Here is a 13122-nt window from a genome sequence, read left to right on the forward strand (position 1 = left end):
CCGAGGGTGGCCTCGAGGACGGCACCCATAACTTGAATGGCGCACCTGCGTTTATGAGGTGCGGGTGAGTGCCCGCGATGAAGTCAGGAAGGCAGGAAACCTATGAGACGGGCTACCCGAAACGGTGTGTTCGCCGTCGTCGCCGCGTCCGGTGCGATGGTCATGGCACTCCCGGTGTCCACCGCCCTCGCGGCCGACGGAGCCGGTGCCGAAGGTGCGGCGGCCGGCTCGCCCGGGCTGGCCTCCGGCAACACCATCCAGCTCCCGGTGGACGCGCCGGTGAACATCTGCGGCAACACGGTGGACGTCGTCGGTCTGCTCAACCCGGCCGCGGGCAACACCTGCTCGAACAAGGGCGCGGCGAAGGCCGGCGGTTCGCATGACACGGACAGCTCGGCGACGAGCGGCGAATCGGCGGACAGCGGCAGCACGGAGACCACCGGCGGCTCGGCCACGTCCGGCGGCGCGACGGCTGAGGCCGTCGTCACGGATTCGCCCGGCCTGATCTCCGGCAACGGCATCCAGCTCCCCATCGACCTGCCGGTGAACGTTTCCGGGAACAGTGTCAACGTGGTCGGCCTGGGCAACCCGGTCTTCGGAAACCAGTCGGTCAACGGCCCCGGAGAGGAAACCCTCCAGCCTCCGAGCACCCCGGCCCCGAACACCCCGGCGCCCAAGCCCCCGGTCACGGAAACCCCGGCGCCGCTGCCTCGGGTCATGGAGCCTCCGACCCTCGTCCAGGAGGAGCCCGGCACGGACCTGGATGTTCCCACGCTGGCCCACACCGGCGCGGACCTCACGGCGTCCGCCGTCGCCGGCAGCGCCGCGCTCCTCGTCACGGGCGCGACCCTGTACCGTCGTTTCCGCCCGGCCCGCACGCGCTGATACTGATCTCCATCAGCACCTGTCAGGTCAAGCCGCCGCCACCGTCGCTGACAAAGCGCCGGGGCGGCGGCGGTCTGTTTCCGCACATCCCGCTCCGGCTCCCGACCGGGACCGGTCGGGGTGGTATCCGGGATCCGGGACTCAGTGGGACCGAGGCAAGAGAGAGGGACGCCGGCGGATACCGGCGTCCCTCTCTCTGATGCGATCGTCGTCGAGACGAAGTGCCTCTGGGGTCGTCCAGGTCAGAACGCCTGGCTGTTGCAGCCCATGTCCGAACCGAGGTGGTTCTGCTGCGCCCCCGGGTTGCCCTCACCGTTCAGAATGTTGCCGGCCAGCCCGGTGAGGGCGCCGATGCTGCCCAGCACCTCGATGTTCATGTCGTGCGAGCGGCACTCGATGCCCTGCGTGACGTCGAAATCGCTGTACGGCTCGTCGGCGACGGCGGTGCCGGCACCGAGGGAGCCGACGCTGCCGAGCATGGCGCTCACGAGGACGGCCTTGTGGAACTTGCGCATTGGTTCTCCGTTGGTCGAGCGGGTGGGGTCTGCAACACGTGGTGTTGAGATTGCGGGCGGCACCGGTCAGGCCGGTCAGCCGAGTTGGGGAAGCCCCAGTTGACCGACGGGCGGCGCCGCGATCTGTCCGAGGCCGACCGGCGCCAACTGCGGTGCGGCCCCGGGGGAGATGAGCGGACTGACGATCGGGTTCAGCTGCGGGTTGACCTGCGGGTTCACCTGCGGGGTGACCTGCATCGGCGGCTCCGGGGCAAAGGCCTGGGGCATGGCCACCTGGGGGGCCACCTGCGGCATGACCTGGGGCATGACCTGCGGCACGACCTGGGCCGGCTGCGGCTGGGGAGCCTGCGGCTGGTATTGCGGCGCCGGCTGCTGGTACTGCGGCGCCGGCTGCTGATATTGCGGAGCCGGCTGCTGATATTGCGGCGCCGGCTGCTGATATTGCGGCGCCGGCTGCTGATATTGCGGAGCCGGCTGCTGGTACGGCTGCGTGGCGGCCTGCGCGGTTCCCTGTGACGAGGCCGCGGCGTAGGCGTGCCCGGACTGCTGCGGCGCCGGAGGGGCGGCCTGCTGCGGGTACTGCTGGTACTGCGGGGCAGGCTGCTGATACTGCGGAGCGGGCTGCTGGTACTGGGGAGCCGGCTGCTGATACTGCGGAGCGGGCTGCTGATACTGCGGAGCGGGCTGCTGGTACGGCTGCGCGGCCTGTGCGGTTCCCTGTGCCGTCCCCTGCGCCGCGGCCGAGGCGGCAGGACCGGGCGGCGGGCCGCCCTGCGGGGCCGGGTAGTCGGGAGCCGCCATCGGAGCCGCACCACCGTGTCCGACGGGGACAGTGGCATGGCTGGCGTCGGCACCGACACCGGTCAGACCGCTGGCCGCCGCTACAACGAGCGCGGCCTTGTGAAGCTTGCGCATGAAACCCTCGGCCCTTCGATACCTGAATTGGTGATCCATTGCATTCAGTGCGCCGTCACGCGTGCACTCGGCGCGACACTCGCAACTGCACCGTCAGCAGCGGTCAAGCTTGAGGAGCCCGCGGACTTCGCAACGGAGCCAGCAGCACATTCCCTCACGCCTCTTCGGGTCCACGGTCGCTGCCCTCCCCACGTGGAACGAGGTTTTCCTCGCGGTGGTCACGGCGCGCCATGACCCGTCACCCATTTGCCGCTACCAGCACGTGGCGGCGGGGCGGCCCCCCGCACCCTTGCGTCAAATGGGTGACCACGACCGACCTCCCGTATCTGGCTTCGCGCTCACCTCGTTCCCCACGGGCAGGGAGGGCGGTCTGTCGCAGCCGCTCCGGGTGACTCAACTGCGGCAACCACGCTGCCTTTTCTGCATTTCACAAGGTTCCGTGCACAGGTCAATGAAGGGCCGAGGATTTCATGCGCAAACTTCAGCAAGTCGCGCTCGTCGTCGCAGCAGCCGGTGGTCTGTCCGCCGTCGGCGCCGGCCCAAGTTCCGCCGCCACACCCCTCGCCTACGACGGGGCCGCGCCGCCCCCCGTTTCCCAGCCGGACGCCCAGGCCGCCTCGGCCACCTCATCCCAGGCGTCCGTGCAGACCTACGGCTCGCCGGCTCCGCAGCAGGCGGCTCCGCCACGGGGCACCTCGGTCAGCCCGCAGGTCAATCCTCAGCTGAACCCGCAGATCAGCCCGCAGATTTCTCCGCAGGCCCCGCAGGCGGCGCCGGCCGGGCAGAGCGGCCCGGTGGGCCAGGCCAACCTGTTCCGCCCGTCCCAGGAGTGCAGCCCGCAGAACCTGCTCAACGCGAATGTCCCGGTCGCGCTGCTCGCCGCCTCCCAGACCCGCGGCATCGACTGCACGCAGGCCAACAGCCAGGCCAACTCGTTCGCCCACGCCCGCGCGCGCTAGCGCTGACGGACACGCGTCGCCGCCCGGGCACCGATCGCTCCACGCGTTGCGTGCAGGCCAGTTGACATGCGATGCGGCTTTCGGGTGCTTTTGCGCCACCCCTGCAAGATCGGCGCGTCGATGCCCGCTTTGTCGCATTTCGTATTAATCTCCAGGAACTGTAAAAAGTCGATCTTCCAGAGATCGCACCCACCCCACCTCCACCGGAGATGACATGCGCAAGCTTCGCAACGTTGCCGTCCTGGTCGCCGCAATCGGCAGCATCGGCCTCGTGGGCGGCACGGCCCACGCCGACCAGGGCAAGGGCAAGGACGGCGACAAGTTCCACATCACGCAGAGCTCCCAGTGCAAGTCGCACGACCTGAACCTCGACATCCTTGGCCAGGTCGGCCTCCTCAACGGCCTGCTGGGTAACGGGCTCAACGGCGAGGGCAACCCGGGCGCCCAGTCGACCCACATCGGTTCCACCATGGGCTGCAACAACAGCGCCTTCTGAAACTCCGGCCGGCGCACAGCCGGCAACTAGATGGTCCCGGCACCAGGCCCCAGGGCTTGCGCGCCGGGACCATCTGCGTGTGCCCGCGGGATTTCGCAGTGGGGTGCGGGCATCACACAAGTCCCCTGGGCCACGGGCCCTTTGTGCGCGATCTGTTTCCGGCCCTCGCCCCCACGCAGAACGAGGGCCGCTCTCCCAGCCACTTCACGGGAGAGGGCCTGCACGCCCCCCGGAGGGCTACCCGTCACGGGGCAGTGACCGGGCCCCCCGACCACGGATCGCAGCAGCACCAGTCGCACAGAGCGGCGCCGCGAAAGGAGAAATGCCGGACCGGGAAGGATCCCGGCCCGGCATTCGCCGTTGCGCTCAGAACTCGACGCGCGGCTTCCTGAAGCCTTCCGGCAGCCGCGCCGTGTTGGAGCAGTCCACGACCGGCCCGACGTTGGCCGACCCGCCGTCCAGCAGCGCTTCGTCGCGGAACACGATGTTCGGCCGGTCGATCGTCGAGCACTCCTGCTCCTGCCTGATGACCTGCTCGCCGTCCTTGTCCGTGCGGGTCTCGCTCTTGCGAACGCAGACCGCGCCGCCCTGCGTGGTGCTTTCGCACTCGCCCGAGCGTCCGTCCGCGTATGCGTTTCCGGCCCCGACACAGACGGCGGCGAGACTTCCGACGATCCCCGAAACAACGGCGATCTTCTGCGCAGTGAACATGTGCTGCATTCCTTTACGACGTAGGCCCGGGCGCCTTTGCCACTCACCGGTGTGCGCCCGGGCCTGTGATGGTCGAAACCGGTCGTTCTGCGCCTGGGCGCCTGGTCAGCCGCGCCCGGCGGTGGGATAGCCGCAGCCCGGACGCACACAGTCATGGACTGCCACGCGTCCGGGCTGCCTTCGCCCCGGCTGTCACTCAGCACACCGCTGGACAGGCCGAGTTGGGATCAGGTCGCTGCGGAGGTGCGACGCGTTCCGGGCTTCCGGAGAAGGCCGACACGCACGCCGTAATACCGAGAGAACGAGCTCCCGGTACGCCCTTACTGACCCTCGCTGTGCTCGCCCTCGCCGTGCTGGCCGTAGTCCTGCTCGGGCTCGGTGCTCTTCTGCTGCTCGGGTGCGGGCTGCGGCGCAGCCTGCGGCGCGGCCTGCGGCTGCGCGTAGTAACCACCGCCGACAGCAACGGCGCTGGCCGACGAGTTGGCCACGGCGGTGACCGGCTGAGTCGCGCCTCCCTCACCGGCGAAGCTGACCCCGGCACCGAACGCGGACAGCCCTGCGACCGCCACGGCTACAACTGCAACACGCTGCAACTTGTGCATGAAATGACCCTTTCTTGTCCAGGCAGGAAGCCCGGCTTGACTACCGCCTGTGATCATAGACGCACAATTCGTCACATCTCAGGATCTATGCCATAGCTGTCGTGTCGGCCCCATTGCCCTGCCCCGCGGCAAGGACCCCGTCGGCCGGAGGAATTCACCTCCCGAACTCAGCGCATCAGGCCGAATGTCTCCTGCACGCCGTCAGCTTCATCAGCCGCCCCCGTGGTCGTGGGGGAACAGGTCACCTCGGGTCCGAGCCGCGTCGTTCCGGTCCCCCAAGCGGCGGGCAGCGTCAGCGGCTTCACCGGCATACAGGTCTCCTGATGCGGGATCACACCGTCTTCGGGGATCACGCCCTGGATCCGCTGGGTGCAGGAGATGCCGCCCAGGAGGTCGCGCGTGCAGCCTCCCGGCGATTCCGCGACATTCGCATGGGTCGTACCCGTGACGGCCACAGCGAGGCCACCGGCGAGCACCGAGACAACCGCGATCTTCTTCCTGCTGAACATGTGATGCGCTTCCCTTCGTAGGAATGCCCGGCACGCCCGAACACCGGGCGCGCCGGGCACCGTCTTCGACACTCAGACAACCGGCCCGAGGAAGGGGGCCCTTCGAGGCTGATCCCGCAGAGTCCCGCACCGAGCGCCGGGACGACGACGCCCAGCTCAGCCGGTGAAGGCGTTGTTGTACTGGCCGCAGGCCGTGTCCACGGTGCCGGCGAGACCGAGCACCCCGATCGGGATGTCGTTCTCGGACACCGTCTGCGGGCTGCACTCCTGGTAGGGGCGGTAGAGGTCGGTCAACCGCACTCCGCTGTCGGGGGTGTCGGCGGTGGCGGTGCCGGCACCGACGGCGGACAGGCCGCCCGCCGCCACTGCTGCGATCACGACCTGCTGAAGCTTGCGCATGGAACCCTCGGTTCTTCGCTCGTACATCGAGGCTGATTGCCTACCGTGACTGCGCAGACACTAGCAGTAGTTATTCGCGGCTTTCCACACTCAGCATCCCTTCGAGGGGCACCGGCTCACACCGTCACCGGATGGATGCCAATTGGCCGTATAAACAGCTGGATTACCGTTCGACCTGCGCTGTCGCGCCGCGAGAAGAAGGGGCGGCGACGGCCAGGCACCCCTACCAACTCATCTGAAAAAGCAGAGGAATCGCGTCAGGAGAATTCCAGTTCTGCGGCCCTGAGATGATCGCGCGCCGGGGCGGAGACGATCAGGTCCCGCAGTCCCTCGACGTATCGCCGCACGTTCTTGTAGGCGACGTCGGTGTCCGGGTAGCGGCAGGCGAACCAGAGTCCCTCGTGCAGCCGGTTGACCCAGACGCACACCTGATCGCCGTAGGACACCCGGATCAGCCCGTACGCCCTCTTCTCGGTCCAGCGGGCCGAACCCGGGATGAGGCGGGCGTCCACGTAGGAGACGATCGAGTACATGTCGGGCGAGGTCGGGCGGAAGTCCTTGCCGAGCAGCCGCAGTACGCGCGCCAGGGGAATGCGTGCCAGCGACCGGTTGGCCCGCAGCTCGGCCCGGACCGTCTCCAGCGCCGCGTCGAAGTCGCGTGCCGCGGGCACTTCGATGGGTGCGCCGCCGACGTACCAGCCCACGGAGTCCGACCAGGCGGACTTCAGCCGGGTGTGGAACGGCACGACCGTGCGGTAGACCGGCTGGCCGCCGAGTTCGTGCACGATCAGACTGGTCGCGGCCAGAATGCCCACCAGGCTGCCGCCGTAGGGCCGGCAGCGCGCCTCGAACGCGGCCGCGGCCTCCGCGTCGACCAGCGGCTCACACACGAGCTTCTGGGCGGGCAGAGCATCACCGGGGCGCAGCCCCAGATCGACGGGGAACTCCGGCAGCCTCCCGTCGCACCGGCCGATGAACTCCCGCCAGCGCGCGACGATCGTGTGGGTGTCGTCGATCCCGTCCGCGTCGGCCCGTTCCTGTTGGCAGAAGTCGACGTAACTTCCCGCGGGCGTACCGGTGACGGTCCGCCCCGTGACGCCCGCGACGTAGAGATCGTGGATCTCGTCGGGGATGCGCTGGAGGGAGTAGGCGTCGACGTTCGTGTGGTCGAAGGCCATGTACACGCTGGTGGATTCGTCGCGGACGACCGCCGCGTAGATGAGGTTCGGCCAGCCGAGCGCGTCCGCGGCGACGTCGAATCGATCCTGCAGGTACCGCGCCAGCGTCTCCGTTTCCGCGAAGTCCCCGATCACCTCGCGCCGCAGCGACACGTCGTTGCCGCGGAGCGTGAAGCGGTGCATGTCGTCGCCGGTCCACCTGAAGCCGCTGCGCAGCGTCTCGTGGCGCATTGTCCAGTCACGCAACGCCTGTTCCAGCGCGTCGAGATCGACCCGGCCGGGCAGGTCGAACGCGGTGCCGAGCCATGTCGGTACGAACAATCCGTCTTCCCGCACCGATCGCGCCGTCCGGATGTGCGACTCCTGGATGTATGCCGGCGGCCGCGGATCCGGCGGCAGCACCGCCGCGGCCGCGATGGTCGCCTTGCTGAACGTCCACTCGACGAGTCGTCCGGGCCGGACCTCACAGCGCTGAATGTCAGAAATTCGCACGGTGGCGTCTCCTTCGCAGAAGACACCAGCTTGATCAAGGGGGGGCCGTGCGCGCGCGGTGATCGTTGTGTCGCGGACTTTTCAGCGGGATGTGTGACATGTCGAACGGTGAAGCGATACCTCGACGATGAGCCCGTTCCGCTGACCGGCCATACGGGTCGCGGGGCGGCGACGGGGAGATGGCACCCTGCCCGTATGGCTGAACGAGACGCTGCACCGCCCGAGTTGTGGATCACCGTCGACGCGCTGTGGCGCTGGCTGGAAGCGGACCAGCCGGTCACCGGCCGCGAAGGGGTCCTGCTGCGCATGCTGAAGCTCCAGGAGGAGGTCGGTGAGACGGCCCAGGCGGTGATCGGCGCGACCGGCCAGAACCCGCGCAAGGGCGTGAGCCACACCTGGGACGACGTCCAGTCGGAACTGTGCGATGTGACGATCACCGCACTGGTGGCCCTGCGCACGCTGACGCCGCATGCGCGGGAGGTGTTCGCGCGCCATCTGGAGCGGGTGGCGCGGAGGGCACTGGGAGCGGCGGAACCGTCTCCCGACGCGGAGCAGCGCTCGCCCGGGACCTCGCCCTCCTCCGCCGGCAACGCCTCCGCGTGACATCGACGTGCGCGCACCCGTACCAGCCGACGCCCTGTCCGTACGAACACCGCAGCGCTCCCACCTGCGGGAGCGTTCCTTCAAGTGATCATGTCCAGCACCGATCCAGCACGGTAGGCGATCATCCAGCACATCCACCGTAGATGTCCGCGGTGGTTTTGATCGACTTGTGGCCGAGCCGGCGGGAGACCTCACGGATCGGCACGCCGTTCGCCAACGCGGTCGAGGCGAAGAAGTGCCGGAGACTGCCGGGCGTGTGTGTGGCCCTGTCATCCGCATCGACCAGGCCGGCCGACAAGCACGCCTTCCTGAAGTGGTAGCCGTAGGTGGAGGCGGTGGGCATCGCGCCCGATACTTCGCCTGGCCCGTACGCGAAACCGTGCAACCGCTCTCTCGTGGCCGAGCAGGACATTCATCACCAATCCGCTCTATACGGCGGACGTGACCCGGCTTCGCCTGCAGTCCGCGGGCCATCGAGCCGGTGAGGCACTCCTCGCCGGATGCGCTCACGCCCTCCGCGCCCACCGGCACGCGATCCGCGCATCAACACCGAAGGCCATACCGCGCTGTGGTTGATGTATGGCTACCCAGAAGGTGACTATCACTCTCGACGAATCCCTGGTCGAAGCCCTGGCCGGAGCCGCCGAGGAAGAAGGCATCCCGCTCTCCCGCCTCGTCGCCGGAGCAGCCGAACGCGAGCTGCGCCTGCGGGCAGGCCGGGCCGTCATCCAGGAGTGGCAGGCAGAACACGGCGCCTTCACCCCGGAAGAGCTCGCCGCCGCCCGCGCGGACCTTGCCGCCGCCGACGCCGAGTACCTCAGCACCTCGGGAGCCCCGGCCGCGTGAACATCCCCTACCTGTACGACGCCGGAGTCCTCATCGCCGTCGACAACGACGACCGACGCATGTGGGCCCGCCACAGCCTGGCCCTCGAAGACGGCCGGGACATCCACGTCCCATCCGTCGTCGTCAGCCAGGCATGGCGGGACTCCCGCGGCCAGGTCAGACTCGGCAAGTTCCTCGCCGGGGGCCACGTCGTACCCGTCGGCCTCGAAGCCGCCGAAGCCGCCGAAGCCGCAGGCATCCTCTGCGGCAAGGCCGGCACCTCCGACATCGTCGACGCCACCGTCGTGACCATGGCAGCCGGCCTCGGCGCGATCATCTGGACCTCGGACCCGGACGACATCCGCACCCTCATCGACGCCCAGGACATCAAACCCGCCCCTGTCATCCGCACTGTCTAGCAACAGACGACATCCGGCGAACTGACCCGTCCGCGTACTCACCCCTCAGTGTCGATCCGCAGTGCCGATCCGTCCGCCCAGGGCGGATTCGCACCGGGGACCGAGCATGTCAGGGCGGCGGCGTGGGCGGCGAACGAACAGGCGTCAGCGGCGTCGTCGAGGGGCAGCGTGTCGAGTCGGCCGCCGAGGTGTCCGAGGGCAGCGAGACGGTGAAGGAGGCCCGCGGTGAAGGAGTCCCCGGCGCCGACGGTGTCGACCACGGTGACAGGAGGGGCCGTGACGGTGACACGCTCGCCGTTGAGGGACACGAGGGCGCCGTTTCCGCCGAGGGTGATGACGACAAGGCGGGCGCCGGCAGCGTGCCAGGTGTCGCACGCCTCGTCGAGCCCGGTGTCCGGGGTGAGGAGGGCACAGTCGTCTTCGCTGAGGCGGAGGATGTCGGCGACGGCGCACCAGTGGGGCAGCCGCTCGCGGTAGCGGGAGGGGGCTACGAGGAGGGGGCGGACGTTGGGGTCGATGGATACGGTCGCGTGCTCGCGTGCTTGAGCGAGGTGATCCTCGATTCGGCTGCCGCCGGGTCGGCGGATCAGCGCGAGGGAGCCCGTGTGCAGGCAGACCGCGTCGTCGTTCCGCGTCGCGGCGAGTTCACTGTCGGTCCACTGCCAGTCGGCGGCGCCGTCGGCGTGGAAGGTGTAGGCGGCCTGGCCGTTCGCGTCGAGGTCGGCGACGGCAAGCGTGCTGGGCTCGGAGGTGGTCACACTGGCGCTCAGGTCGACGCCGGAGGCACTGAGACGGGCGCGGAACAGAGTCCCGAAGGCGTCGGTGGAGAAGCGCCCGAGAAACCGGGTGGGAGTGCCGAGGCGGGCGAGAGCGACAGCGGTGTTGGCCGGGCCTCCACCGGGCAGCGCCCGCAAGGCCAGCCCGTCGGGATCGGACCGGTCGTGGTCCTCGAAGATGTCGGCGACGCACTCGCCGAGGACGTCGATGCCGGCGACGGACCCGGGTCGGGCCATGGTGACTGTCTGCCTCTCAGGAAGGGCGCGGGGCTGTCGCCTCGCGCCACGGAATGCAGCCGAGGGGCGCCGTAAGGGCGGGAGGTGCTGCGGTGGACATGTCTCTGCCGCACACAGCGCGGAGGGCGCGTGGCGCGTCCGTGTGCGGATGGGCCGGCCTTGAGGGCCTGCGCGGCCCGGGAATCAAGCGCCCTGTGCCCCTCGGCCCGCCAACTGGGCTTCTCGGGGGAGGTCTGCTGCGGTCAGGTTCCAGGCCGCGACGGCGAACTCGCCGCGTCCTGCGCCTGTCGTCCGGGCTTGCAGCCTCCATGGTCCGTCGGTGGACGGGTAGAACCTCAGGGTGAGGACCTGCTCCTCGGCCAGGAAGACCTCGGCTATCGAGCGGTCCACGATCACGCGGAGCTCGACGGGGGCGTTGGGGCGTGCCGCGGCCGGCCACGGAGCGGTGTACGCCCCTCCCCGTGCCCGCGCGTCCTGTGAGGCGTGGGCACGGTCGATGACGAGGCGGCCCGCTGTGGGGTCGAGGCTGATGTCGAGGTACTCGGAGCCGTCGGCCGAGGTGATCAGGCGCAGGCCGCTCGTGCCGGTGGTGTCCGGGACGAGGGCAGCGGTGAGGTCGAAGGTGTGTCCGAGCTGGCCGAGTTCGGCCGGCTCGGTCCGTGTGACGTGCCCGGTTCCGTGCAGGGCAAGCGGGCCGCGCAGGGTCAGCAGTTCGCGGGCGGGGCGCTGGGCGACCGTGCCGTCGGCGTTGAGGGTGACCTCGCGGGGGAGGGTGAGGACGCCTGCCCAGCCCGCTTCGTGCGCCCAGGCGTCGTCCCGGGCTTCCCAGGCCCATCCCCACATCAGCCAGCGGTCTTCGCCGGGGGCCTTCAGCAAGGCGGGGGCGTAGAAGTCGGGGCCGTGGTCCAGCGGTACGGGGGCCGTGGCAGCTTCGAAGCGTCCGTCCTTCTCCTGGCCGGTGACGACGCTGGTGTGGCTGGGGCCGCCCTGCGGGGTCCAGTCGCTGAGGATCAGAACACCTTGGTCGCCGTAGGTGGCGTACTGGGGGCACTCCCAGCCGACCGGGGCCGCGCCGGCATCGGCGTTGCTGGTGTGGAAGGGACCGCGATACGTCCAGTGCTCCAGATCGTCGGAGTCGTACAGCAGCGCCGCCGCGCGGCCGTCGTCGAGGGCGGAGCCGACCAGCATCCGCCAGCGGTCCTCCTGCCGCCAGACGTAGGGGTCCCGGTACATGGTGGTGCCGACGGGCGGTTCGGCGATGAGCAGGTGGGGGCGCTTGGTCCAGGTGTGGCCGTTGTCGTGCGACTCGGCCGTGGTGACCGGCTGCCACCAGCGGTCGTCGCGGTGGGCGGAGTAGAAGGCCACCATGCGGCCGTCGACGGAGACGGCGTTGCCCGAGTAGCAGCCGTCGGCGTCGGGGCCGCCGGGCGTGGGGGCGAGGGCGACGGGGAGGGGTTCCCAGGTGAGCAGGTCGGGGCTGCGGTAGTGGCCCCAGTGCATGTGCGCGTGCTGGGGGCCGTACGGGTTGTACTGGAAGAAGACGTGGTAATGGCCGTTGTGAAAGACCAGGCCGTTGGGGTCGTTGATCCAGTTGCGGGGCGGTCGCAGATGGATCGCGGGCAGGTGGGGGTCGGCAGGCGACGTGGACACGCGGGGCCTTTCTCAGGGCGTGCGAAGCGCACGGAAGTCATGAGGACGCGGCGAGAGCGACAGTGCGGTGTGGGGGTCAGCCCTTGACGCCGGTGGAGGCGATGCTGTTGACGAACGACCGCTGGAACGCCACGAAGAGGGCGAGGATCGGCACGGTGATCATGGAGGAGTAGGCCATGATCTGGCCCCAGCCCACGTTCAGCTGGAAGAAGTAGGAGATGCCGACCATCACCGGTCGCAGTTCCTCGCTCTGGACGACCATCAGCGGCCACAGGTAGGAGTTCCAGGCGGGCAGGAACGTGAGGATGGCGACGGTGGCCACGGCCGGACCGGACAGCGGCATCACGATGCGGCGGTAGATGGTGAACCAGCCGGCGCCATCCATGATCGCCGCTTCGTCGAGTTCTTTGGGGATGCTCTGGAAGAACTGGTGGAAGAAGAAGATCGAGAAGGCGTTGGCGGCGAACGGCAGGATCTGCACCTGGTAGGTGTCCATCCAGCCGGTGGTCCACTCCAGGTGGAAGCCGTTGACGCGCAGCAGCGGCAGCTGGTTGACCCACCACACCAGCGGCAGCGCGAAGGTCTCGAACGGCACGATGAGGGTGGCGATGATGGTGGTCAGGACGAGCTTGCGGCCCGGCCACCGCATGCGGGAGAGCGCGAAGGCGGCCAGGCTGTTGATGATGACGCCGAGCACCACGGTGATCGACGAGATCAGCACGGAGTTCAGCAGGAACCGTGCCGCGGGGACCCGGTCGAACACTCCGGTGTAGTTGTCCAGCGACAGGGGCCCGACCGGCAGGAACGCGCTCAGCGAGCCCAGGTCGCCGAAGATCTGGTCGTCCGTCTTGAACGACGAGACCAGCATGAAGACGAGCGGGAGCGCGAAGACCAGGGCCAGGACGATGCGGCCGGCATGGCCGCCGAGCCGCTTGAGGAGGGAGGTCACTG

17 protein-coding genes are annotated in these 13122 nt (G+C 69.2%); 6 read left to right on the forward strand and 11 right to left on the reverse strand.

All coding sequences use genetic code 11. From position 1 onward, the window contains the following. Positions 1-102: 102 nt before the first annotated feature. Positions 103-885, forward strand: a complete 783-nt coding sequence (locus tag ACGF8A_RS19825; RefSeq protein WP_393109840.1) for a chaplin family protein — start codon at positions 103-105, stop codon at positions 883-885. Between the two features lie 242 nt (positions 886-1127). Here ACGF8A_RS19825 and ACGF8A_RS19830 read toward each other — a convergent pair whose 3' ends face one another. Together ACGF8A_RS19830 and ACGF8A_RS19835 are read right to left on the reverse strand one after the other, a co-directional pair. Continuing rightward, a complete protein-coding gene (locus tag ACGF8A_RS19830) occupies positions 1128-1400 on the reverse strand; it encodes a hypothetical protein (RefSeq protein ID WP_393109842.1) in 273 nt (90 codons plus the stop codon). A 75-nt stretch (positions 1401-1475) separates the two neighbouring features. Beyond that, complete coding sequence (locus ACGF8A_RS19835) at positions 1476-2315, reverse strand: hypothetical protein (protein ID WP_393109844.1); 840 nt, start codon at positions 2313-2315, stop codon at positions 1476-1478. A gap of 470 nt (positions 2316-2785) precedes the next feature. On the opposite strand from ACGF8A_RS19835, the gene ACGF8A_RS19840 reads away from it, so the two are divergent. After that, on the forward strand, positions 2786-3274 hold the full coding sequence (locus ACGF8A_RS19840) for a hypothetical protein (RefSeq protein ID WP_393109846.1): 489 nt from the start codon (positions 2786-2788) through the stop codon (positions 3272-3274). 214 nt (positions 3275-3488) lie between these two features. Beyond that, positions 3489-3770, forward strand: a complete 282-nt coding sequence (locus tag ACGF8A_RS19845) for a hypothetical protein (protein WP_393109848.1) — start codon at positions 3489-3491, stop codon at positions 3768-3770. Between the two features lie 366 nt (positions 3771-4136). Here ACGF8A_RS19845 and ACGF8A_RS19850 read toward each other — a convergent pair whose 3' ends face one another. From ACGF8A_RS19850 to ACGF8A_RS19870, 5 genes are all read right to left on the reverse strand, one after another. Beyond that, positions 4137-4481, reverse strand: a complete 345-nt coding sequence (locus ACGF8A_RS19850; protein WP_393109850.1) for a hypothetical protein — start codon at positions 4479-4481, stop codon at positions 4137-4139. A 320-nt stretch (positions 4482-4801) separates the two neighbouring features. Beyond that, positions 4802-5050 (reverse strand): hypothetical protein, encoded by a 249-nt coding sequence (locus ACGF8A_RS19855; protein WP_393109852.1) that lies wholly within the window; start codon positions 5048-5050, stop codon positions 4802-4804. Between the two features lie 200 nt (positions 5051-5250). Further along, complete coding sequence (locus ACGF8A_RS19860; RefSeq protein WP_393109854.1) at positions 5251-5592, reverse strand: hypothetical protein; 342 nt, start codon at positions 5590-5592, stop codon at positions 5251-5253. Positions 5593-5748: 156 nt separating this feature from the next. Continuing rightward, positions 5749-5991 (reverse strand): hypothetical protein, encoded by a 243-nt coding sequence (locus ACGF8A_RS19865; protein ID WP_393109856.1) that lies wholly within the window; start codon positions 5989-5991, stop codon positions 5749-5751. Positions 5992-6248: 257 nt separating this feature from the next. Beyond that, entirely contained in the window at positions 6249-7661 is a 1413-nt protein-coding gene (locus tag ACGF8A_RS19870) for a condensation domain-containing protein (RefSeq protein WP_393109858.1), read from the reverse strand. Between the two features lie 195 nt (positions 7662-7856). Between ACGF8A_RS19870 and ACGF8A_RS19875 the strand changes: the two genes are divergently transcribed. Continuing rightward, the gene (locus tag ACGF8A_RS19875; RefSeq protein ID WP_393109860.1) at positions 7857-8264 is read left to right on the forward strand and encodes a MazG-like family protein; all 408 of its coding nucleotides are present in this window, start codon (positions 7857-7859) and stop codon (positions 8262-8264) included. A 121-nt stretch (positions 8265-8385) separates the two neighbouring features. Here ACGF8A_RS19875 and ACGF8A_RS19880 read toward each other — a convergent pair whose 3' ends face one another. After that, entirely contained in the window at positions 8386-8607 is a 222-nt protein-coding gene (locus ACGF8A_RS19880) for a tyrosine-type recombinase/integrase (protein WP_393109862.1), read from the reverse strand. Between the two features lie 236 nt (positions 8608-8843). Between ACGF8A_RS19880 and ACGF8A_RS19885 the strand changes: the two genes are divergently transcribed. Together ACGF8A_RS19885 and ACGF8A_RS19890 are read left to right on the forward strand one after the other, a co-directional pair. Next, entirely contained in the window at positions 8844-9110 is a 267-nt protein-coding gene (locus tag ACGF8A_RS19885) for a hypothetical protein (RefSeq protein WP_393109864.1), read from the forward strand. Beyond that, complete coding sequence (locus ACGF8A_RS19890; RefSeq protein ID WP_393109866.1) at positions 9107-9508, forward strand: twitching motility protein PilT; 402 nt, start codon at positions 9107-9109, stop codon at positions 9506-9508. Before ACGF8A_RS19885 ends, ACGF8A_RS19890 begins: the two co-directional genes overlap by 4 nt. A 38-nt stretch (positions 9509-9546) precedes the next feature. Here the strand turns inward: ACGF8A_RS19890 and ACGF8A_RS19895 are convergent, their stop codons facing one another. The 3 genes from ACGF8A_RS19895 to ACGF8A_RS19905 all read right to left on the reverse strand — a co-directional run bounded on the left by ACGF8A_RS19895 (position 9547) and on the right by ACGF8A_RS19905 (position 13120). Beyond that, positions 9547-10521, reverse strand: coding sequence for a carbohydrate kinase (locus ACGF8A_RS19895; protein WP_393109868.1), 975 nt, complete (start codon positions 10519-10521; stop codon positions 9547-9549). A 183-nt stretch (positions 10522-10704) separates the two neighbouring features. Next, positions 10705-12171: a glycoside hydrolase family 32 protein gene (locus tag ACGF8A_RS19900; RefSeq protein ID WP_393109870.1), complete on the reverse strand. Its 1467-nt coding sequence runs from the start codon at positions 12169-12171 to the stop codon at positions 10705-10707. Between the two features lie 76 nt (positions 12172-12247). Further along, positions 12248-13120: a carbohydrate ABC transporter permease gene (locus tag ACGF8A_RS19905; RefSeq protein WP_393109872.1), complete on the reverse strand. Its 873-nt coding sequence runs from the start codon at positions 13118-13120 to the stop codon at positions 12248-12250. Positions 13121-13122: the final 2 nt, after the last annotated feature.

The sequence above is a fragment of the Streptomyces sp. NPDC047706 genome (assembly GCF_043204795.1).
Lineage (GTDB): Bacteria > Actinomycetota > Actinomycetes > Streptomycetales > Streptomycetaceae > Streptomyces.

What these genes read in the sequence shown, in the direction of transcription:
- ACGF8A_RS19825 (WP_393109840.1), top strand. Translation starts at nt 103, where the DNA reads ATGAGACGGGCTACCCGAAACGGTGTGTTCGCCGTCGTCGCCGCGTCC.
- ACGF8A_RS19830 (WP_393109842.1), bottom strand. Translation starts at nt 1,400, where the DNA reads ATGCGCAAGTTCCACAAGGCCGTCCTCGTGAGCGCCATGCTCGGCAGC.
- ACGF8A_RS19835 (WP_393109844.1), bottom strand. Translation starts at nt 2,315, where the DNA reads ATGCGCAAGCTTCACAAGGCCGCGCTCGTTGTAGCGGCGGCCAGCGGT.
- ACGF8A_RS19840 (WP_393109846.1), top strand. Translation starts at nt 2,786, where the DNA reads ATGCGCAAACTTCAGCAAGTCGCGCTCGTCGTCGCAGCAGCCGGTGGT.
- ACGF8A_RS19845 (WP_393109848.1), top strand. Translation starts at nt 3,489, where the DNA reads ATGCGCAAGCTTCGCAACGTTGCCGTCCTGGTCGCCGCAATCGGCAGC.
- ACGF8A_RS19850 (WP_393109850.1), bottom strand. Translation starts at nt 4,481, where the DNA reads ATGTTCACTGCGCAGAAGATCGCCGTTGTTTCGGGGATCGTCGGAAGT.
- ACGF8A_RS19860 (WP_393109854.1), bottom strand. Translation starts at nt 5,592, where the DNA reads ATGTTCAGCAGGAAGAAGATCGCGGTTGTCTCGGTGCTCGCCGGTGGC.
- ACGF8A_RS19865 (WP_393109856.1), bottom strand. Translation starts at nt 5,991, where the DNA reads ATGCGCAAGCTTCAGCAGGTCGTGATCGCAGCAGTGGCGGCGGGCGGC.
- ACGF8A_RS19875 (WP_393109860.1), top strand. Translation starts at nt 7,857, where the DNA reads ATGGCTGAACGAGACGCTGCACCGCCCGAGTTGTGGATCACCGTCGAC.
- ACGF8A_RS19880 (WP_393109862.1), bottom strand. Translation starts at nt 8,607, where the DNA reads ATGCCCACCGCCTCCACCTACGGCTACCACTTCAGGAAGGCGTGCTTG.
- ACGF8A_RS19885 (WP_393109864.1), top strand. Translation starts at nt 8,844, where the DNA reads ATGGCTACCCAGAAGGTGACTATCACTCTCGACGAATCCCTGGTCGAA.
- ACGF8A_RS19895 (WP_393109868.1), bottom strand. Translation starts at nt 10,521, where the DNA reads ATGGCCCGACCCGGGTCCGTCGCCGGCATCGACGTCCTCGGCGAGTGC.